Origin of the sequence: Rhodococcus kronopolitis (assembly GCF_042654025.1) — a bacterium.
Taxonomy (GTDB): Bacteria; Actinomycetota; Actinomycetes; order Mycobacteriales; family Mycobacteriaceae; genus Rhodococcus_G; species Rhodococcus_G kronopolitis.
Map to the genome: position 1 here is coordinate 195,147 of NZ_JBHSFO010000012.1, position 19,422 is coordinate 214,568.

A 19,422-nucleotide genomic window follows, 5' to 3' on the forward strand; every position below is an offset into this window, starting at 1 on the left:
TCCTGGGCTTTCCACCTCCTGGAATGTCACGCTGATTGAAAAGTTTAGCCCTGCGGTGACGGGGTGGCGGTAGGTGTTCCGCCCGACACTGGGCTGAACGCCGGACCGAGGAACGTCTGCAGGTAGGCCGACAGGGCCTCCCGATCGTCCACGTCGACCGCCGATCCCGGCGTCCCCACCAGGGAGACGAGCATCCGGACCAGCCATTCCGCCGCCCCGGGCAGGTCGAGGTCCTCGCGGGCCAGACCGCGTCGCTGGGCGTCACACAGCCGGTCCGCCCAGAAGTCGGACAGCTGGGCGACCACGTCCTGGGAGTACGTGCTCATGATCTCCGCGTACTCGTGGGGTTCCCGGGCGGCCAGTTCAACGGCCAACGGCCCCAAGGGATTCTGCCTCGACAGCACGACCGCCTCGGCCAGCATGCCGGACACGCTGTCCTGTCGCGCGATCCGATCGGCCGCGTCCTCCCAGAAGTCCGCGCCCCGGCGGATCAGCGCTGCCGAGAGCAGCGTCGCCTTGTCGGTGAAGAACCGGTACAGGTAGGCGCGGCTGAGGTCGGCTTCCTTGGCGACGGCGCGGACGGTGGTGCGGCGGATCCCGTCGCGCGCCAGACAGAGTTCGGCGGCGTCCAGGATGCGGTCGCGCACGACGCTGGAGGCGGGTTTCATGGCCGCTCGATCATAGGGCGTCGAAAAGTTCGGAGAACTCTTCTTGTAAACACTTGTGTCGAAGTGTCTACAAAGCGCTACGTTCTCCACCATGACCGGCCGTGCGGAGGCCCGGCCAACCGGCGCGACGTCGTGTCGGAACGGTGTGCACGCTACGGAGGACCCATGGGATTCCTGCTACCGGTGGAACCGGACATCGACTTCGGCGAGTTGCGCCGCGGCCCGCGTCCCACCCAGATGCGCATCCTCTCGGAGAACTACCTCTCACAAGGTTTCGGGACGCCCGACGTGGTGTACGTCGGCTACCTCCTCAAGATCGCCCTGTTCGTCCTCGGCGCGGCAGCGTTCGCGTTGACCACACCCGGCGTGGACGGACTGCTCGACGTCGGCCAGTGGTGGGCACTGCCGGTCGTGTGGCAGAAGGTGGTGCTCTGGTGCATCCTCTTCGAGGTCACCGGCCTGGGCTGCGGGTTCGGGCCGTTGAACCTGCGCTTCCTGCCGCCGCTGGGTTCGTTCCTCTACTGGTTCCGCCGGGGAACGATCCGGATGCCCCCGTGGCCCGGGCGGGTCCCGCTCACCTCCGGGAACCGGCGCGGCGTGGTCGACATCGTCCTCTACGCCGCGCTGCTCGTCTCGCTGCTGGGGGCGTTGGTCTCGGCGACCGCGGACGGGACGGTCCAGCTGCCATGGCAGAAGGTGGCCGTGGTCCTGGGACTGCTCGCGGTCATCGGACTGCGGGACCGGACCATCTTCCTGGCCGCCCGTGCGGAGGTCTACGGCGCGATTGCCGTGACCTTCCTCGTGCCGTTCCCCGACTCCATCGTGGCCGCCAAGTTCGTCCTGCTGTGCATCTGGTGGGGTGCGGCGGTCTCGAAGCTCAACGTGCACTTCCCGTCGGTGGTGCAGGCGATGGAGGCGAACAGCCCGCTGTGGCGAACGAAGCGCGTCAAGCACCTCTTCACCAAGTCGCACCCCGACGACCTGCGCCCGTCCGGGCTCTCGAAGTTGCTCGCCCACGGCGGCACCGCGATCGAGTTCGGCGTCCCGCTCGTGCTGATCCTCTCCGGCGGCGGCACCGTCACCACGGTCGCTGCGACCGTGATGATCCTGTTCCACCTGCACATCATCGTGACGATCCCGATGGGGACGCCGCTCGAGTGGAACGTCTTCATGATCTTCGCCGTGCTGACGCTGTTCGTGGACAAGGCGTCCCTGGGCCTCGGCGACCTCGTGCATCCCGCGGTCCTGCTGATCCCGGCGGTCAGCTTCCTCCTGGTGATCCTCGGCAACCTGTTCCCGGAGCGGATCTGCTTCCTGCTCGGGATGCGGTACTACGCCGGGAACTGGGACACCACCGTCTGGTGCCTGACGCCCAGCGGCGAGCAGAAGCTGACCGACGGCACGATCCGCTTCGCGATGCTGCCGCACCGCCAGTTGGAGAAGGTCTACGGCGGCGAGGACGAGGCCCGGGCCACGCGGCTCACCGGCTTCGCGTTCCGCGCGATCCACACGCACGGTCGCGCGCACGCCGCCCTGCTGCCCCGGCTCCTGGCCGACCGGCCCGCGACGGAGTACGTCGAACTCGACGGCGAGACGGTGGCCGGCGTCGTGCTCGGCTGGAACTTCGGCGACGGGCACCTGCACTCCGAGCAACTCGTCGAGACGCTCCAGGACCTGTGTGCCTTCGAACCGGGTGAGGTGCGGGTGCTGGTCCTGGACGCCCAGCCGATCCACCGGCAGACCCAGGCCTACCGGCTGCTCGACGCCGCCACCGGCGAGTTCGAGCGGGGCACGGTCCGGGTCGCGGACATGGTCGACCGGCAACCGTGGGCCGACGACATGCCGGTGACCGTGACCGGCGACGCTCGGGCGCGCTGACATGGCGAACGTGAGGACCGCGGTCGTGGTCGGTTCCGGCCCGAACGGGCTGGCCGCCGCCGTCCGGCTGGCCGGGCACGGAGTGAAGGTGACCGTGCTCGAGGCTGCCGAGAACCCGGGGGGAGGCGCGCGCACCGGCGAACTGACGCTGCCCGGACTGCTGCACGACGTCTGCTCCGCGGTGCACCCGTTCGGGGTCGCCTCGCCGTACCTGGCGACCCTGCCGCTCGCCGAACACGGCCTGCGGTGGCGGTGGCCCGAGATCGACCTCGTCCATCCGCTGGCGGACGGGTCGGCCGGTGTGCTGGCCGGCGACGTCGACCGCACGGCCGCCGGAATGGGTGTGGACGCGGACGCCTGGCGTCGGGTCTTCGGGCCCCTGGCGCGCATCTTCGACACCCTTGCACCCGAGGTGCTCGGTCCGCTCCTGCGGGTGCCCCGGCACCCGGTCGCGTTGGCCAGGTTCGGATTCCGGGCCGGACTCCCGGCCACCGTGCTGGCCAAGGCCTTCCGCACACCGCAGGCCCGGGCCCTGTTCATGGGGTGCGCGGCGCACCTGTTCCAGCCGCTGAACCGGCCGATGTCGGCGTCGGTGGGGGTGATGTTGGTGGCGGCCGGGCATCGTCACGGCTGGCCGGTCGCCGAGGGCGGCTCGCAGGCGATCACGTCGGCACTGGTCTCCGTGCTGCGCGAGCGCGGCGGGGAGATCGAGTGCAACGCCCCGGTCCGGTCGTTCGCCGATCTGCCTGCGGCCGACGTGACGCTGTTCGACACCACCCCGCAGGCGGCCGCCGAGATCCTCGGCGAACGGCTCGGGGGGCGAGGCAGGCGCCGGTACCGGTCCTACAAGTTCGGCCCGGCCGCCTACAAGGTGGACCTGGCCGTGCGGGAGGGAATCCCGTGGACCAACGAGTCCGCGCGCCGCGCCGGCACGGTCCACCTGGGCGGCACCGCCGATGAGGTGGCGGCCGCGGAGGCTGCAGTCGTCGCGGGCCGGATGCCGGAGCGACCGTTCGTGCTCGTCGGGCAGCAGTACCTGGCCGACCCGACCCGATCGGTCGAGGGCGTCCATCCGGTCTGGGCGTATGCGCACGTCCCGTCCGGCTACGACGGGGACGCGACTGAGGTCGTGCTGGACCAGATCGAGGCGTACGCACCCGGCTTCCGCAGCCGGGTCGTCGCGGCGCACGCCACCTCGCCGGCGGAGTACGAGCGCTACAACGTGAACTACGTCGGGGGCGACATCGGGGGAGGGGCGAACACGCCGCCCCAGATGGTCGGGCGACCGGGGTTCGGGCTCGACCCGTACGCGACCGGGGTCGACGGCATGTTCCTGTGCTCGGCCTCCACGCCGCCCGGCGCGGGGGTGCACGGCATGTGCGGGGCCGGCGCCGCCGCGAGCGCGCTGCGCAGCCTGGGCGTCGAGGTGCAGCCGATCGGGCGCCGAGCCGACTGACGGTCCCGATCCGGCACCCGCTTCCTCCGCGCGCCGACCGCTCAGCGCGCGGCGGGCGCCTCGGCCAACGTCCGGCGGGTACCGAACCGCCGCGCCGTCCCGGACAGCGGATCGGTGAATTCCAGTTCCCGCGCGAGCAATTGGAGCGGCAGGGCGTGGTCGTCCGGTGCGTCGGGCAGCAGGTCGGGGTACCGCCGGTCGCCGAGGATCCCGACGCCGAGTGCCGCCAGGTGCACCCGCAGCTGGTGCATCCGTCCGGTGTGCGGCCACAGAACCGTGTGCAGCACGGCACGCCCGGAGGCGCTCACACCCGCGCCGCGCACCTCGATCGCCGTCTCGGTGTTGGGTTCACGGTCGCCGTCGACGGTGACCCGCAACTCGCCGCGTCGGGACTCGATGTGGTTGCGGTAGACCAGGGGAACGGCGCGGCCGGCGAGCGCCGGTGCGTCCGGGTCCCACCCGGGCGGCCGCGCCGACACCGCCTCGTAGACCTTCACGACCCGCCGCTTCTCGAACAGCGACTGGTACGCGCCGCGCGTCGCGGGGCGGGCCGAGAACATCACCAGGCCCGCGGTCCCGCGGTCGAGCCGGTGGATCGGCGCCAGGTCCGGGTTGTCGAGGCGGACCCGCAGCCGGACGAGCGCCGACTCGCGCAGGTAGCGCCCGCTCGGGGTGGTCGGGAGGAAGTGCGGTTTGTCGATCACGACGAGGTCGTCGTCGACGTGCAGGATCTCCTCCTCGAACGGCACCGGGTCCTCTGCCGGCAGGTCGCGGTAGTACCAGGCGAAACGGTGCTCGCCCAGCGCCGTGTCGCGGCCGATCGGGCGGCCGTCGGCGTCCACGATCTCGCCGGCGTCGAACCGCCGGTACAGCTCGTCGGCGCCGAGGTGGTCGAACCTCGAGACGACGTACTCGGCGATCGTCGCCCACGGCCCGGACGCCGGGACGCGCAGTCGCGTCGCTCCGACCCCGTTCAGGACGGGCAGCGGTGAGGGCATCGGCACGCGGTCATCATCCCACCGGCCGTGTCCTGCCCAGCGCCGCGGGCCGCGACGAGACGCGGGCGGTGCCTCGCGGGGCAGGGACGGGGGCCGCGCGTGCCGGGGACCCGCGGGTCGTAGTGGTAGGAACCAGTGGAAGCCGGTGGCCGAGACTTATCGAAGCTGAGGATTGAATGACACACAGACTGATCGGCATCGTTGCCGCCGCGATCGCCTTCGAGATCCAGGTGATCGTGCTCGATCTGCTCTCGAAGCCCGACAACGTGCGGGTCGACCTGAACCCGCTCAACGCGATCGGCGCGGTGGCCTTCGTCGTCGGCTGGCTGACCCGGTTGCCCACGGCGGTCGCGGTGGTGGTCGCCGCCGTGGTGTTGCTGGTGATCCCCTTCGGCGTCTACCGCCTCAGCCAACTCTGGCTCGGCAGGTCGCGTCAGCGGGTGTGACCGAAGGGGTGACGGCGTCAGGCGTTGCCGGCCCAGAAGTCGACGAGCACCGTCGTCAGCTCCTCGGGCTTCTCCTCGTTGGGCGTGTGCGCGGCCCCCGCGATGACCTCGAACTTCACGCCGAGCCGCGCCGCGGCGTCGGCCTGGATGTCCACCGGGATGAAGTCGTTCTCGCCTGCGGCGACCAGGATCGGTAGTCCGGTCGCGGCCAGCTCCGTGACGCGGTCCGGTTCGGCGCCCATCGTGGTGATGATGCCGGCCATGTTCGCGGTCTTCGTGGCCAGGATGCGGGCGTGCAGGAACTCCTTGACCGGCGCCGGGAACATCTCCTCGATCGGCCCGAACATCGCGGTCCACAGCGCCGCGTTGCCGCCCGCCCACAGCAGGTCCGGGATCCGGTACGTGGCCGCGTCGACCTTGTCGCCACTCGGCGGGGAGTCGAGGATCACGTAGTCCAGGAAGCGCGCCGGGTCGTTGAGCACGGCGGCCCGGGTGACGAGACCGCCGAAGCTGTGGCCGAGCAGGTGGACCTTCTGGCCCGGCGCGACCGTGTTGAGCACCTCGGCGAGGTCGAGGGCGAACTTCGCGATCGTGTACTCGCCGACCGCGTCGCGTCCGTCCGGCCCGTCCGAGTCGTACTGGCCGAGCTGCGAGTACGAGATCAGTCGGTAGCCGGCGGCGGTGACGAACGGCGCCATCGGGAGGAAGTCCTCCCGGGACCCGGTGAAGCCGGGGACCATGACGACGGTGCCCTTGACCTCGGTGCCGGCGTCGGGCGTCGCCTCGAACGAGGACAGCTTGCCGCGGGAGATCGAGATGCGGGACAGGGTGACGGTCATGGGGCGTTCTCCTTGTCGGGGTTCGAGCAACTGGATCCACTGTTCCAGGTGCGGTCGCGGGCTCGCGCCCGCGGCCGCACCGCCGTGAAACCGAGAATGCCCCGCACGTCGGCGGGGCATTCTCGGTGCCGACGGGCGTCGGCGGTTTACCGGGGGAGGATCAGATCATCGCCCGGTGGATGCCCTGCGGCTCGCCGCCCAACTGGGCCAGCGCCGAGGAGTGGAAGATCGAACCGGGCACGTGGATCGCGTGCGCGATGCCCACGTGCGCGTCCCGGAAGAAGCGCTGCATCGGGTGCTTGTAGTGCGCGGCGTTGCCGCCGGACCGGGCGAAGATCTCGTCCACGGCACGCACCGCACGCCACGCCGCCGCGGTCTGGGTCCGACGACCGATGGCCCGGGCCTCGAAGTCGATCTCCGTGCCCTTCTCGGTCATGTCCCAGAACCGGTCCACGGTCTCGAGGATCGCCGCGCGCGAGGCCGCGATCTCCGCGGCCGCCTCGCCGATGGCGTAGAGGACGTACGGGTCGTCCTTGATCTTGGTGCCGGTGATCGCGACGCGGGTCTTCTGCGCCTCGATGTGGCAGGCCAGTGCGCCCTCGGCGATGCCGATCACCGCGGAGGTGATGCCGAGCGGGAACATGCACGAGAACGGCATCTTGTAGAGCGTCTCGGTGCGGCCGGACTCGCGCTGGGCGGAGCCGTCCATCACGGCGGTGGCGCTGATCGTGCGGTGCGTCGGGATGAAGGCGTCCTTGACGATGACGTCCTTGGAGCCGGTGCCGCGCAGGCCGATGACGTCCCAGGAGTCCTCGACGATGGTGTAGTCCTCGCGGGGCAGGTACACGTGCAGCTGCACCGGCGGCATCAGCGGCCTGCCGTTCTCGTCACCGGTCAGCGCGCCGAGCACGACCCACTGGCAGTGGTCGGTGCCGGAGGAGAACTGCCAGCGGCCGTTGAGGATGTAGCCCCCGTCGACCGGCTTCGCGACGCCCATCGGCGCGTACGGCGAGGCGACCCAGGTGTCGTTGTCCTGGCCCCAGATGTCTTCCTGCAGCTGCTCGCTGGAGAACGCCATCTCCCAGGGGTGGACGCCGACGATGCCGTTGATCCAGCCGGTGGCGCCGTCCATCGCGGCGACGGACATGACGGTCTCGGCGAACTCGCGCGGGTGCACCTCGAGGCCGCCGTACTTCTTCGGCTGCAGCATCCGGATGGCGCCGGACTCACGCAGCCGCTTGGCGGAGGTGTCCGACAGGCGCATGAGCTTGTCGCCCTCGACGCCCTCGGCGCGGATCTCGTCTGCGTACTGCGCGATGCTTTCCTGAACCTGACCCATGACTTCCTCGTCTCTGCAGATGATCTGATCTGGCTGCTTGCTCAAAACTAGAACATGTTTCGCTGGATTGAAAGTAAACCGAACCCGCCGGTCCCGTTCATTCCCGAGAGCTGCGTCACTTCCGGGTTCCGGCCGCGCCGGTGGTGATTGTTGCAGGCAGGCGTACGGCCGGTTCGGTGCGGGTCGCGGCGCGTCTCAGGATCTCGAGCCGCGGGCGGATGTCGTGTCGCGGAACGGCCCGGGTCCATAATTGTAACGAGTTCTAGTTTTGTTCATCCGGTGTCCGTCGGTCCGTTGCCGACCCGTCGTGGCGCCGTCGGCCGGTGGGTGTCAGACGAGGTACGGGACCAGCGCCTTGCGCTCGGCGGGGTAGTCGGCGAACTTCTCGCGGTACCACTTGTGGGTGGCGATGGCGCGGGGGATCAGGTTGCCCGCGGTGATCAGGAAGATGACGACGCCCGCCAGCGACCAGGTCAGCAACGCGAAGCCGGCCCAGGCGATCAGCTCACCGAGGTAGGCCGGGCTGGTGACGAACCGGTACCCGCCGCCGAACGGCACCTTGTACTCGGTCGCGCCGGGGTTCGCCTTGTCCCGCAGGTTCCGCACGATCGACTCGGAGCTGAGGATGAGCGCGAAGCCGCACAGGTAGATCACGACGCCGACCAGGAACCGCGGGTCGGTCAGCCACTCGGTGCTGTACTGGTTCAGGTAGTCGTGGCTGAAGAACGCGCCGTTGAGGTAGCCGTGCATGCAGGTCACCAGCATGCCCATGCCGAGCACCGAGATGTTGAAGCTGCCGCGCTTGCCTGGCACCTGCCGGATCGACAGCGGGAAGAACCAGCCGCGGTTCGCGTAGTGCAGCAGCCAGATTCCGGCGAGAACGAGCGAGGTGGGCTCGAACCGGTTCGGGCCGGTCAGGAAGAAGACGGCGAACACCACCGTCGCGGGGATCTCCATCAGCCACCACCCGAGCTTCGGGTTCAGGTTGAGTCCGAGCGAGGTGGTGCTGAAGCGGCCGTACGAACTCTGGGCGAAGAAGCCGCCGACGATGACGAACGCGGCGAACGCGAACGCGACGGTCAGGACGGTGTCGTAGACGGTGTTCCCGGTGTACCAGTTCATGTTGGTCCTCACATCGTGCGTGCGGCGCGTGTCCGGTCCCGGTTGTCAGGGCGGCGCGCATCGCAGTCGCGGTGCCGCACAAAACTGAAACGTGTTCTATCACAATCGGGGGGTGCGGAACCGGCAATCGGCCTCAGCTCATTCGCACGCCACCCCGTCGCCGTCCCCGTCGAGCTTGCCGCTGTAGCCGGGCTGACCCGAGTAGATCGGGTCCGCCCCCGCCGCTCGGACGGCGCTGCAGTTGGCGTAGTACGTGCTGGTGTTCCTTTCGAGTGGTGCGGGGCAAGCGCGCCCGTTGAGTTCAGTTGGCGACCACCAGGAGGCACGAGGCGATGACCAGCAGCCCGACTGCGCCGACATCGATCCAGGCGACACGCCGGGTCTCGGCGTTCACGCCACCCGGCCGGGCGCGCACGGTCAAGCCGATGAAGCTGACCAGACTGATCAGCGCGGCACCGACGACCACTGGTCTGACGGGGGGTGTGAAGGCCCCGATGATCAGTCCCACTCCGATGAGCGCAAGCACAATCGCGCGATGTCGGAGCAGCAGGACCAGATCGGGGTCGTCGAGAGTAATGCCGTAAACCGCCGGCGCTCGACGCGGGGAAAGCGCGACGACACCTGGAAGCACGTGGACGACTCCGACAACCACCAGTAGCAGCGCCGCGATCTTGTCTCCCAGCACAGTGACCCGCTTTCCTCGTTCATCCCGGTTGATGTCGTGCAAGCATGGCGGGCATGGGCACGCGACCGCTTCCAGAATCGTGCTACCCGGCACCCACGAGCACGGACGTGTGGTTGTGGATCGGCCACGCCGTCTACCGCGGGCCTTCGCTGCGGCTCGACCGGCATTCAGGGTCGGTGCACTGCCTCGCCGTGGGCGTCGATGCCCCGTTCATCCTGCACGCCGATTCGTTCGGTCGGCGGACAGTTCGCAGCGCGTTGATTCCCCCGCGCACGCTCCACCAAGTAGTCGCGCATGAGACCCGAATGCTGTTCTGCTACATCGACCCCGGATCGCCACGCGCGCACCCCTGTTGGGAGCAGATGGGCGAGCGCGTGCACGAATTCGGTGTCCACCACCACCGCGAAGCCGCGCTGATCCGTCTCGCCGACCAAGAAGACATGGACCCTGCTGAGGTGATGGACATCGCGTGCGGTCCGACGCAGGTCCCACTCGATCCGAGGATTGCCGCCGCGACCGCGATCGTGCGCGCTCACCCGACTCGATCGATCACCGCAGGCGAACTCGCCGCCGAAGTACATCTGTCGAAATCTCGGCTACTGCATCTGTTCACCGAGCACGCCGGCACGACCTTCCGTCGATATCGTGTCTGGGCGCGCATGCTCGCCGTCGGCCGTGCAGTCGGCAAAGGCGCCGATCTCACCACTGCCGCGGTCGACGCCGGATTCGCCAGCCCCTCACACTTCAGCGACACCTTCCACGCCATGTGCGGGCTCACTGCCAGTGAGTTGCTCCGCGCCGGCGCGCGAATCACCATCCTGGACTCACTATTTCGCAAGCGCGGCCAGGGCGCGAACTGGCAATCGGCCTCAGCTCATTCGCACGCCACCCCGTCGCCGTCCCCGTCGAGCTTGCCGCTGTAGCCGGGCTGACCCGCGTAGATCGGGTCCGCCCCTGCCGCTCGGACGGCGCTGCAGTTGGCGTAGTACGTGCGGGTGCTGGGCTCGGCGGCAGGAACCTCCTGGGGCACGGCGGCGGGCTCCGGATCCGGCTCGGGTGCGGGCGCCGGTGCGGGGTCCACCAGCCGGACCGGCGCCGGATGGCGCGCCCGGTCGTCGTCCGCGTCCGACGCCGCGGGCACCACCGGAGCCGGCTCGCCGCCGCCGCAGCTCGTGAGCACCCGTGCGATCGCGTCCCGTTCCGCCGCGGTGACCCACAGGCCGTACGCAGCCTTTACCTCGACCTGCCGTGCGACGTACGTGCAGCGGTAGGCCTTGTTCGGCGGCAGCCAGGTGGCGGCGTCGCCGTCACCCTTGGCGAGGTTGGTCGGTCCGTCGACTGCCTGCAGGTTCCGGGGGTCGTTGGCGAAGTTGCGCAGGGTCGGCTCGTCGAGTTGTTGCGCACCCTTCTGCCATGCATCGGACAGAGCCACCACATGGTCGACCTGCACCGCGGTCGAGGTGCCCTGGCCGCGGGTGAACGGGATCGCGGTGCCGGTGTAGGCGTCGGCGAGCGTGCCGGTCAGTACCGTGCAGCCGCTGGTCCCGGGCTTGAGTGCGACGCCGGTGAGGTCCCGGCGGAGGATGTCGTTGCGGGTGTCGCAGCCGTTGTGGCCACCGTCGACGGTCACGTCGTCGGACCACGTCTGTCCGAACAGTGCCCGGTCGTACCCGGTCTTCGCGGCCCGGCCCTTGACCGGCAGCGCGGCCAGCGCGGACAGGGCGACGGCGGCGGCCTCGGGGGTGGCCGCACCGGTCTCCGGGGGCGCGGCGGTGGGCGAGGGTTCGGTCGGGACGGTCGAGTACGTCGTCGTGGCGGCGGTGGTCGTGCTGGTCCGCGTCGTCGCCGGCGCCTCGGTGACCTCCGCCGTTGCCGCAGGCCGCGGGGCCTCCTCGGGTGTGCAGGCCGAGAGGGCCGCGGCAACGCAGGCGGCCCCGACGATCGAGGCGACGAGGCGGGTCCGGGTGCGGGTGGGGCCGACGGCGGGAACGGGCGACGGGATGTTCTGGCGGTGCAACGGGGGTCCTCGCCTCGGGTGGTCGTCCTGACGCGGGGCCACCCGCAGTGCTCCCGGTATCCCTATCAGGTCGATCGGGTAGCCGGTCGCAAACCCGGCGGCTTTCATCCGATCGTCAGGCCGCCCGGAGCAGGTCCCGTTCCGTCGTCCGGCGGCCGAAGGTGGCCTGCACCTGGATCCACTGCGCCAGCACCTGGCACCCCGTCAGTCCGCCCGCGTCGAGCGGCTCGACGGCGTACCCGACGTGGCGTCCGCCCCGCCGATTGGCCACCTGCACGCCGCGCCAGGTCAGGCGCGCGGGCAGGTAGCCGAGCACCTCGCGGCCCGCCGTGCGCAACCGGCGCAGGTCGGTACGCCACTGCCGCGGGCTCACCCGGGTCTTGGTGGCGTTCTGGAAACTGTTGTGGCGAAGCATTTTCCACGTCCTGATCAGCCAGGTTCGCGGGTCGCGCAGGGACATCCACCGGGTCAGGTCGGCGACGTCGCGGACGAGGCTGTCGTCGCTGGCGTTGCAGATCACGTCCTCGGGGTGCCCGATCCACAGGACCGGGACGCGGTCGGGAACCGCAGGCCCGCGCCCGGCGACGCCCCGCCCCCGACAGCCCGGCACCGCACCGTCGGGCTGCTGCGGGTCCGAGACCAGCCCCGCAGCCAGCACGGAACCGCCGCCGACGCGACCGTCCGCAATCCGGCCGAGCACCTCGCGAATGACGCTGCAGCCCTGTGAGTAGCCGATCAGCATCACCGGGCCGTCGGCGCGCTCGATCGCGTCGAGCAGCCTGGCCGCCCCAACCTCGGTGCTCCGCGGGTAGCTCAGCCCGCCCACCGCGACCGGCCCGTACGACGCCGGATACCCGACCCACCGCGCGTCGAACCGCCCGTCGAGTGCGGCGGTCACCTCGCGTAGCAGCCCGGACACCTCGGTGCGGCGGTCGTCGGGGCGGGACTCGCCGGTGCCACCGACCGCGAGCACGGTTATCCGAGACATGGCTCCATGCTGTCGGGACATGGGCCCATGCTGCCGGTCGCGGCTGAGGATCCGGCCAGAGGCGAATGAGAGAACCCTGGCAATCGGCGCCGGTGACCGTTTCGTCGCGGTCAGACCATCTCGGGCACGTTCAGGTGCGCGATCGCGAGCTCGAACTCGCAGACCTCCATCACGGTGGCGCCCATCTCCCGGGTGCCTGCGGCCCGCGCGGCCTCGGCAGCCTCCCGGTTCCGGTCCATCGCGTCGTGGCTGTCGAACGTCACCGACGACACCGCGTGACCGGCGGCCTGGTCGACCATCATGCTGGCGCTGCAGAACCCCTCGAGTTCCTCCATCGCGGGCAAGGCGACCATCTTGTACACGTCGATGGCCCGGGTCATCGTGCCCGGCGCGACCTTGAGCCACGCGACCCGGACACAGGACCCCTGCTTCGAATGGTGGTCGCGGTGCAGTACGGCGATCTCCCACCGTTCGACGTGCGTGGTGCCGTGGAAGATCTCCGCCGCGCTGTCTCGGAGTTGGCGAACGGGTCCCTCGCTCATCCGCAGTGCGTCCTCGTCGAGCCACGAACTGGTGGCGATGCAGCGTCCGGTGTCGCGGTCGACGAGCAGCGAGAGTCCCGCGCAGCCCTGGTAGTCGGCGAGCTCGGGCATCACGGTGTCGCGCACGTGTTTGATCCCGGCGTCGATGAACGACGGATGTGCCTGGACAGTGGTAGAGCGTGCGTACACGGTCCACCCCCTTCGCCTCGGGGCGGCACCCCGGTGGTGCCGCCGTCACCCCCGTGCAATCCACCATCCTCGCCTCGGCCGCGCATGGCAATGGACGGCCGAGGCGGTCCCGGGACCGCACCGCGGCTGCGGGTGACGCCCGACCGGTCGTCGGCGGCGTCGGGCGGTGATATCTTCCGGCGGTGCCGCGGATGAGTCCCCCTGACGCCCAGACCTACTGGATCTCGCGGAAGATTCCCACCGACCAGTTCCTGCTGTACTGCTTCGACGCCCCGGACCGGCCCCTGGACGCGGTCCGGACCGAGCTGCTGGCGCGGGCAGGCGCCGTCGCGGACCTGCGACTGCGCGTCCGCGAGGTGCCGTTCCACGCGGACTACCCGTACTGGGTGGCGGGGGAGATCGACGCCGGCCAGGTACTGCTGCACGGGACGGCCGCGACCTGGACGCGGTGCCGCTCGGCGGTGGAGGAACTGCTGGCCGCACGGCTCGATCCGTGTGAAATGCCCTGGCGTCTGCATCTTTTCGGGGTGGAGGGCGGCGCCCCGGGCGGCGTGGGCCCCGCCGCCGTCGCGGTGCTGCAGGTCTCGCACGCGCTGGCCGACGGTCGCGGCGCCGCGGACCTGGCCCGCGCGCTGTTCGGACCCAGCCATCCCGAATCCGGTCCCCGGCCCCGTCCGTGGTGGCCGGCCTTCGCGGTGGCCGCGGCCGCGGTCCGGCTGCCGTGGCAGCTGGCCACTCTGGTCGCGGCCGCGTGGCCGGCGCACCGCACCCACCGGGCCCTCGAACACGACTCCGCGACCGGCCTGGTCCCGCCGCCGCCCCCGAGCCACCCCAAGGGGCTGACCAACGCCAAGCCCGACGAGGATCGGCTGGTCCGCATGGTGGTCTGCGACGCCGCGGACCTGCGGGGCGGCGGCGTCACCGTGACTGTCGGCGCGCTGACCGCGATCTCGCTCGCCCTGACTCGCTACCTCTCCGAGCGGGGGAGCGACGGCCCGCTGGTTGCGGAGGTGACCGTCGCGAAGACCGGTGCGGCTCAGTCGCGCAACCACTTCCACAACGTGGCGGTGGACCTGCACCCGGAGTTGGCCGACCCGCACGAGCGCGCCGCGGCGATCGCGGCGTCGATGGACCGGGCCCGGATCCGCGGCGGGCACCCCGCGGCGGCGGCCGCGGACCGGGCCTTGCGTTCGGTCCCCGGCCCGCTGGTGCGCTGGGGCGTCCAGCAGTTCGACTTCACAGCCATTCCCGACGCCGTCACCGGCAACACCGTGGTGTCGAGCGTGAACCGCGGCCCGGCGGACCTGACCCTCGGCGGCGGTGCGGTGCGGTTCACCTCCGGATTCCCGGCGCTCTCGCAGTTCATGGGCCTGACCCACGGCGTGCACGGGATCGGCGGGACCGTCACCATCGGCGTCGCGACCAGCCCGGCGGTTCTCGACGACGTCGACGGGTACGAGCAGATGCTGCACCAGGCGGTCGACGAGGTGCGCGACGCGCTGCGCCGGGCGGGCCGGACACCTACCGTCTAGACCCATGAGCTCGCCGCAGCCGTACTTCGCCGCGCACCCCGCGGCGGCCGCGGTGCTGGCCCTCGCCGCCGCGGCCTGGGCGGTCTCGGAGTACCTGATCGGCCGCAGCCATCCCGTCGGTGCGGGCGAGGACCCGGACGCGGGCAGCGGCCTCGCCGTCGGGCTCGGCCTGCTCGTCGCCTACGGCGGCGGCCTCGCGGTCAGTCTGCTGGTGCCGGCGACCGTGATCACCACCGGCGCCGGCTGGCTGTTCGTCGCGGGACTGGTGATCGCCGCGGCGGGTCAGGGACTGCGGTTGCGTGCCGTGCACGACCTGGGGTCCTCCTTCAGCTTCGCCGTGCGGACCCCGCCGGGGCGGACGGTGATCGACACCGGCCTGTACCGGCGGATTCGGCACCCGTCGTACTCCGGCGCGCTGGCCTGCGCGTTCGGCTTCACCGTCGCATACACCAACTGGCTCGCCCCGCTGGCGGTGCTCGGCTTGCTGCTCGCCTACGCGGTGCGGATACCCCGCGAGGAGCGGGTGCTCGCCGAGGGACTCGGCGCGCCGTACCGGGCGTACATGCGTCGGACCAAGCGGCTGATTCCGTTCGTCTTCTAGGGGCCGGTGGCGGGGCGGCCCGGACGCCGATACCCTGCTACCTGTACGCGGGTTTTCCGGCCAGCACGGGACGACTCGACGAGTCATCGAACGGAGCCAAATTCATGTCCACCATCCTTTTTGACGCACTGCGCCCCCATCTCGGCGATGCGACCGCCGCCGACCTGGCCAACCTGCTGGTCGTCGGTCCGTAACACCCAGCAGAATTCAGTTGAGGCCCGTCGGAGCGTTCGCTCCGGCGGGCCTCATCTGCGTCCGGGGCTCGGAATGACCGTGGGGAGCGCCGTATCATTCCGACGACAAGCCGGAAGCAGAGGTTCTGCTGTCGAAGGGATTCGGATTGAACACGAACGTTGAACAGCTGGAGTTCCAGGCGGAGACCCGCCAGTTGCTGGACCTGATGATCCACTCGGTCTACTCGAACAAGGACTCCTTCCTGCGGGAGTTGGTCTCCAACGCGTCGGACGCGCTGGACAAGCTGCGGCTCGAGGCGTTCCGCAACAAGGACCTCGACGTAGACACCTCCGACCTGCACATCGAGCTGGAGATCGACGAGGACGCGCGCACCCTCACGGTGCGGGACAACGGCATCGGCATGTCCCGCGAGGAAGTCGTCGACCTGATCGGAACGCTGGCGCGCTCGGGCACCGCGGACCTGCGACGAAAGCTCAAGGAGGCCAAGGACGCGGCCGCCTCGGAGGAGCTGATCGGCCAGTTCGGCATCGGCTTCTACTCGACGTTCATGGTCGCCGACAAGGTCACCCTGCTCACCCGCAAGGCCGGCGAGAGCGAGGCGACGCGCTGGGAGTCCACCGGCGAGGGCACCTACACGATCGAGACGGTCGAGGGCGCGCCGCAGGGCAGCTCGGTCACCCTGCACCTCAAGCCCGAGGACACCGAGGACCACCTGCACGACTACACGTCGGAGCGGAAGATCCGGGAACTCGTCAAGCGCTACTCCGACTTCATCGCCTGGCCGATTCGGATGGAGGTCGAGCGTCGCATCCCCGCCACCGAGGACGGCGAGGCGGAACAGGTCACCACCTCGTCCGAGACGATCAACTCGATGAAGGCGCTGTGGGCGCGTTCGCGCGACGAGGTCTCCGACGAGGAGTACACGGAGTTCTACCGGCACATCGCCCACGCCTGGGACGAGCCGCTGGAGGTCATCCCGATGAAGGCGGAGGGCACCTTCGAGTACCAGGCGCTGCTCTTCATCCCCTCGCACGCACCGTTCGACCTGTTCAACCGCGACGGCCGCATCGGCGTGCAGCTCTACGTCAAGCGCGTGTTCATCATGGACGACTGCGACCAGCTGATGCCGGAGTACCTGCGGTTCGTCAAGGGCGTGGTGGACGCGCAGGACCTGTCCCTCAACGTCTCGCGCGAGATCCTGCAGCAGGACCGGCAGATCCGGGCGATCCGGCGTCGGCTCACCAAGAAGGTGCTCGCCACGATCAAGGAGATGAAGGCGCAGCGTCCCGAGGACTACGCCACCTTCTGGACCCAGTTCGGCCGCGCGGTCAAGGAGGGTCTGCTCTCCGACACCGACAACCGTGATGTGCTGCTGGAGATCTCGTCGTTCTCCTCCACCCACAGCGAGGACGGGTCTACCTCCCTGGCCGAGTACGTGGCGCGGATGCAGGACGGCCAGGAGCAGATCTACTACGCGACCGGTGAGTCGCGGCAGCTGCTCGAGAGCTCCCCGCACATGGAGGCGTTCCGCGCCAAGGGCCTCGAGGTACTGCTGCTCACCGACCCCGTCGACGAGATGTGGGTCGGGTCGGTCCACGAGTTCGACGGCAAGGCCTTCCAGTCGATCGCCAAGGGCGAGGTCGACCTCGACAGCGCGGACGACAAGGCCGCCAACGAGTCCGAGCGCGAGGCGCAGGAGAAGGAATTCGCCGGACTGCTCGACTGGATGACCGAGACGCTCGGGGAGCAGGTCACCAAGGTGCGGCTGTCCAGCCGGCTGACGACCTCCCCGGCCTGCCTGGTCGGCGACGCGTTCAGCATGTCGCCCGCGCTCGAGCGGATGTACCGGGCGTCCGGGCAGCCGGTCCCGACGACCCGTCGGATCCTCGAGCTGAACCCGAGCCACCCGCTGGTGACCGCGCTGCGCGCCGCGCACGACGCCCGCCCCGAGGACGCGGGGCTGGCCGACACCGCTGAGCTCGTCTACGGCATGGCGTTGCTCGCCGAGGGCGGGGAGCTCGACGACCCGGCACGGTTCACCGGACTGCTCGCGACCCGGCTCGCAGGCACCGTCTAGCCCGAAAGCGGCCAGCAGCGAAGTCCTTCCGCCCTTCCCGATCCGACGCGATCGGGGAGGGCGGAACTCGTGCACCGCGATAGGGTGCGGGCATGACTGTCTTGTACAACCTCATCGTCGTCTGCCACCTGCTGGGCATGGCCGCGCTGGTCGGCGGCTACTTCTCCGTGCTGACCGCGCCGCGGATCTCCGAGGTGATGGTGTGGGGTGCCCGCGCGCAGTTCATCACCGGGCTGATCATCGTCGGCCTCGGTGAGGGTGCGCTGGACAAGAACTACATCCACGCCAAGATCGCCGTCAAGCTGGTGCTCTCCCTCGTCATCGTCGCCCTCGCGGAGATCACCCGGGCCAGGCAGAAGAAGGGCCAGCCCAACGTCAACCTGGTGCACGCGGTCGGCGGGCTGTCCGTGGTCACCGTCCTGATCGCGGCGCTCTGGACGTCGTAGTGGAGCCTGCGGGTCCGGACGCCCGGACCCGCACCGAACGACTCGACGGGCTCCCGTTCACCCGCAGGCACGGCCGGCTGCTGTTCGGCTCCGGCGTCGGGTGGGCGCTCGACGCGATGGACGTCGGGCTGATCTCGTTCGTGATGGCGGCGCTGGCCGTGCACTGGGAGCTGAGCAAGACCCAGTTGTCCTGGATCGGCTCGATCGGCTTTGTCGGGATGGCCATCGGCGCCAGCGTGGGCGGCCTGCTCGCGGACCGGATCGGGCGCAGGCAGGTGTTCGCGGCGACCCTGCTGATCTACGGCATCGCGACCGGCGCCACCGCGCTCGCCGGCTCGGTGGCGGTGCTGATGGTGCTGCGGTTCGTCGTCGGGCTCGGTCTCGGTGCCGAACTCCCGGTGGCGTCGACCCTGGTCAGCGAGTACGCGCCGCGCAGGCAGCGCGGCCGGATGGTGGTCGCGCTCGAGGCGTTCTGGGCGGTCGGCTGGATCCTGGCCGCCTTGATCGGCTACTTCGTGGTGCCGCTCGGGGACGACGGCTGGCGCTGGGCGCTGGCGGTCGGCGTCGTGCCCACCGCGTACGCGGTGGTGGTCCGGATGGGCCTGCCCGAGTCGGTCCGATTCCTCGAACGAAAGGGCAGGCACGCCGAGGCGGAGGCCGCGGTGCGCTCCTTCGAACAGTCGCCGCCACTGTGGGGCGCGATCCCCGATCCGGGGGTCGATCCGGTGCCGCCGGCGCCGGTCGGGGCGCGCGCCGACGGCGTCGAGTCGATCTGGTCCGGTCGGCTGCGGCGCCGGACCGGCGCGCTGTGGACCATCTGGTTCTGCATCAATCTGTCCTACTACGGCGCGTTCATCTGGCTGCCGTCCCTGCTGGTCGCGCAGGGCTTCGACCTGGTCAAGTCGTTCCAGTACACGCTCGTGATCACCCTCGCGCAGCTGCCCGGCTACGCGGTGGCGGCTTGGCTGATCGAGGCGTGGGGCCGCCGCGGCACCCTGGCGCTGTTCCTGGTCGGCTCCGCGGTGTCGGCGGGCGCATTCGGCCTGGCGGACACGCCGACGCAGATCGTGGTGGCCGGCATGGCGTTGTCGTTCTTCAACCTCGGTGCCTGGGGCGCGCTCTACGCGATCGGGCCCGAGCTGTACCCGACGACGGCCCGTGGTTCGGGGACCGGAGCGGCCGCGGCGTTCGGGCGGATCGCCTCGATCATTGCCCCGCTGATCGTGCCGTGGCTGCTCACCGGCGGTGGAAACCCGCTGGTGTTCGGGGTGTTCGCGGTGTCCTTCGCGATCGCCGCGGCCGCGACGGTGGCGTTGCCGGAACTGCGCGGGACGGCGTTGGAGGAGGGCTGAGCGGCGGTCCCGCGAACTTCTTGCCCCACAACGAGACCGGCCCGACGGGAGC

Annotated in this window: 18 protein-coding genes and 1 pseudogene; 9 read left to right on the top strand and 10 right to left on the bottom strand. The window is 70.2% G+C overall.

The features are described 5' to 3' along the window. Positions 1-44: 44 nt before the first annotated feature. Positions 45-668, bottom strand: coding sequence for a TetR/AcrR family transcriptional regulator (locus ACFO6S_RS17895; protein ID WP_378419285.1), 624 nt, complete (start codon positions 666-668; stop codon positions 45-47). Positions 669-833: 165 nt separating this feature from the next. On the opposite strand from ACFO6S_RS17895, the gene ACFO6S_RS17900 reads away from it, so the two are divergent. Both ACFO6S_RS17900 and ACFO6S_RS17905 read left to right on the top strand, forming a co-directional pair. Then, a complete protein-coding gene (locus ACFO6S_RS17900) occupies positions 834-2,546 on the top strand; it encodes a DUF3556 domain-containing protein (RefSeq protein ID WP_378419287.1) in 1,713 nt (570 codons plus the stop codon). Between the two features lie 10 nt (positions 2,547-2,556). Then, entirely contained in the window at positions 2,557-4,002 is a 1,446-nt protein-coding gene (locus ACFO6S_RS17905) for a phytoene desaturase family protein (protein WP_378419459.1), read from the top strand. 41 nt (positions 4,003-4,043) lie between these two features. Here the strand turns inward: ACFO6S_RS17905 and ACFO6S_RS17910 are convergent, their stop codons facing one another. Then, complete coding sequence (locus ACFO6S_RS17910) at positions 4,044-5,000, bottom strand: pseudouridine synthase (RefSeq protein WP_378419460.1); 957 nt, start codon at positions 4,998-5,000, stop codon at positions 4,044-4,046. A 176-nt stretch (positions 5,001-5,176) separates the two neighbouring features. On the opposite strand from ACFO6S_RS17910, the gene ACFO6S_RS17915 reads away from it, so the two are divergent. Beyond that, entirely contained in the window at positions 5,177-5,446 is a 270-nt protein-coding gene (locus tag ACFO6S_RS17915) for a hypothetical protein (RefSeq protein WP_378419289.1), read from the top strand. A 17-nt stretch (positions 5,447-5,463) separates the two neighbouring features. Here the strand turns inward: ACFO6S_RS17915 and ACFO6S_RS17920 are convergent, their stop codons facing one another. From ACFO6S_RS17920 to ACFO6S_RS17940, 5 genes and pseudogenes are all read right to left on the bottom strand, one after another. Further along, positions 5,464-6,285: an alpha/beta fold hydrolase gene (locus ACFO6S_RS17920; protein ID WP_378419291.1), complete on the bottom strand. Its 822-nt coding sequence runs from the start codon at positions 6,283-6,285 to the stop codon at positions 5,464-5,466. Between the two features lie 160 nt (positions 6,286-6,445). Then, positions 6,446-7,624, bottom strand: a complete 1,179-nt coding sequence (locus ACFO6S_RS17925) for an acyl-CoA dehydrogenase family protein (RefSeq protein WP_378419293.1) — start codon at positions 7,622-7,624, stop codon at positions 6,446-6,448. A gap of 330 nt (positions 7,625-7,954) precedes the next feature. Next, positions 7,955-8,746, bottom strand: coding sequence for a phosphatidylethanolamine N-methyltransferase family domain-containing protein (locus ACFO6S_RS17930; protein WP_378419296.1), 792 nt, complete (start codon positions 8,744-8,746; stop codon positions 7,955-7,957). Between the two features lie 138 nt (positions 8,747-8,884). Then, positions 8,885-9,004: pseudogene (locus tag ACFO6S_RS17935) on the bottom strand (excalibur calcium-binding domain-containing protein); the annotation flags it as partial. A gap of 43 nt (positions 9,005-9,047) precedes the next feature. Further along, positions 9,048-9,473, bottom strand: a complete 426-nt coding sequence (locus ACFO6S_RS17940) for a hypothetical protein (RefSeq protein WP_378419298.1) — start codon at positions 9,471-9,473, stop codon at positions 9,048-9,050. Positions 9,474-9,538: 65 nt separating this feature from the next. Here ACFO6S_RS17940 and ACFO6S_RS17945 point away from each other — a divergent pair, with 65 nt between their 5' ends. Then, positions 9,539-10,354 (top strand): helix-turn-helix domain-containing protein, encoded by an 816-nt coding sequence (locus ACFO6S_RS17945; RefSeq protein ID WP_378419300.1) that lies wholly within the window; start codon positions 9,539-9,541, stop codon positions 10,352-10,354. On the opposite strand, the gene ACFO6S_RS17950 is transcribed toward ACFO6S_RS17945, so the two are convergent. From ACFO6S_RS17950 to ACFO6S_RS17960, 3 genes are all read right to left on the bottom strand, one after another. Next, complete coding sequence (locus tag ACFO6S_RS17950; RefSeq protein WP_378419302.1) at positions 10,306-11,448, bottom strand: GmrSD restriction endonuclease domain-containing protein; 1,143 nt, start codon at positions 11,446-11,448, stop codon at positions 10,306-10,308. The two genes, ACFO6S_RS17945 and ACFO6S_RS17950, sit on opposite strands and share 49 nt — an antisense overlap. 115 nt (positions 11,449-11,563) lie before the next feature. Continuing rightward, entirely contained in the window at positions 11,564-12,436 is an 873-nt protein-coding gene (locus ACFO6S_RS17955) for a PE-PPE domain-containing protein (protein ID WP_378419304.1), read from the bottom strand. A gap of 110 nt (positions 12,437-12,546) precedes the next feature. Continuing rightward, positions 12,547-13,167 carry a hypothetical protein gene (locus ACFO6S_RS17960; RefSeq protein ID WP_378419306.1) on the bottom strand — a complete coding sequence of 207 codons (621 nt, stop codon included), beginning with the start codon at positions 13,165-13,167 and terminating at the stop codon, positions 12,547-12,549. A gap of 191 nt (positions 13,168-13,358) precedes the next feature. Here ACFO6S_RS17960 and ACFO6S_RS17965 point away from each other — a divergent pair, with 191 nt between their 5' ends. The 5 genes from ACFO6S_RS17965 to ACFO6S_RS17985 all read left to right on the top strand — a co-directional run bounded on the left by ACFO6S_RS17965 (position 13,359) and on the right by ACFO6S_RS17985 (position 19,370). After that, positions 13,359-14,699, top strand: coding sequence for a WS/DGAT domain-containing protein (locus ACFO6S_RS17965; RefSeq protein WP_378419308.1), 1,341 nt, complete (start codon positions 13,359-13,361; stop codon positions 14,697-14,699). A gap of 4 nt (positions 14,700-14,703) precedes the next feature. Beyond that, a complete protein-coding gene (locus tag ACFO6S_RS17970; protein WP_378419309.1) occupies positions 14,704-15,300 on the top strand; it encodes a methyltransferase family protein in 597 nt (198 codons plus the stop codon). A gap of 340 nt (positions 15,301-15,640) precedes the next feature. Further along, positions 15,641-17,572: a molecular chaperone HtpG gene (htpG, locus tag ACFO6S_RS17975; RefSeq protein WP_378419311.1), complete on the top strand. Its 1,932-nt coding sequence runs from the start codon at positions 15,641-15,643 to the stop codon at positions 17,570-17,572. A gap of 92 nt (positions 17,573-17,664) precedes the next feature. After that, positions 17,665-18,018, top strand: coding sequence for a hypothetical protein (locus ACFO6S_RS17980; protein WP_378419313.1), 354 nt, complete (start codon positions 17,665-17,667; stop codon positions 18,016-18,018). Next, positions 18,018-19,370, top strand: coding sequence for an MFS transporter (locus ACFO6S_RS17985; protein WP_378419315.1), 1,353 nt, complete (start codon positions 18,018-18,020; stop codon positions 19,368-19,370). The genes ACFO6S_RS17980 and ACFO6S_RS17985 overlap by 1 nt, the downstream gene beginning before the upstream one ends. Positions 19,371-19,422: the final 52 nt, after the last annotated feature.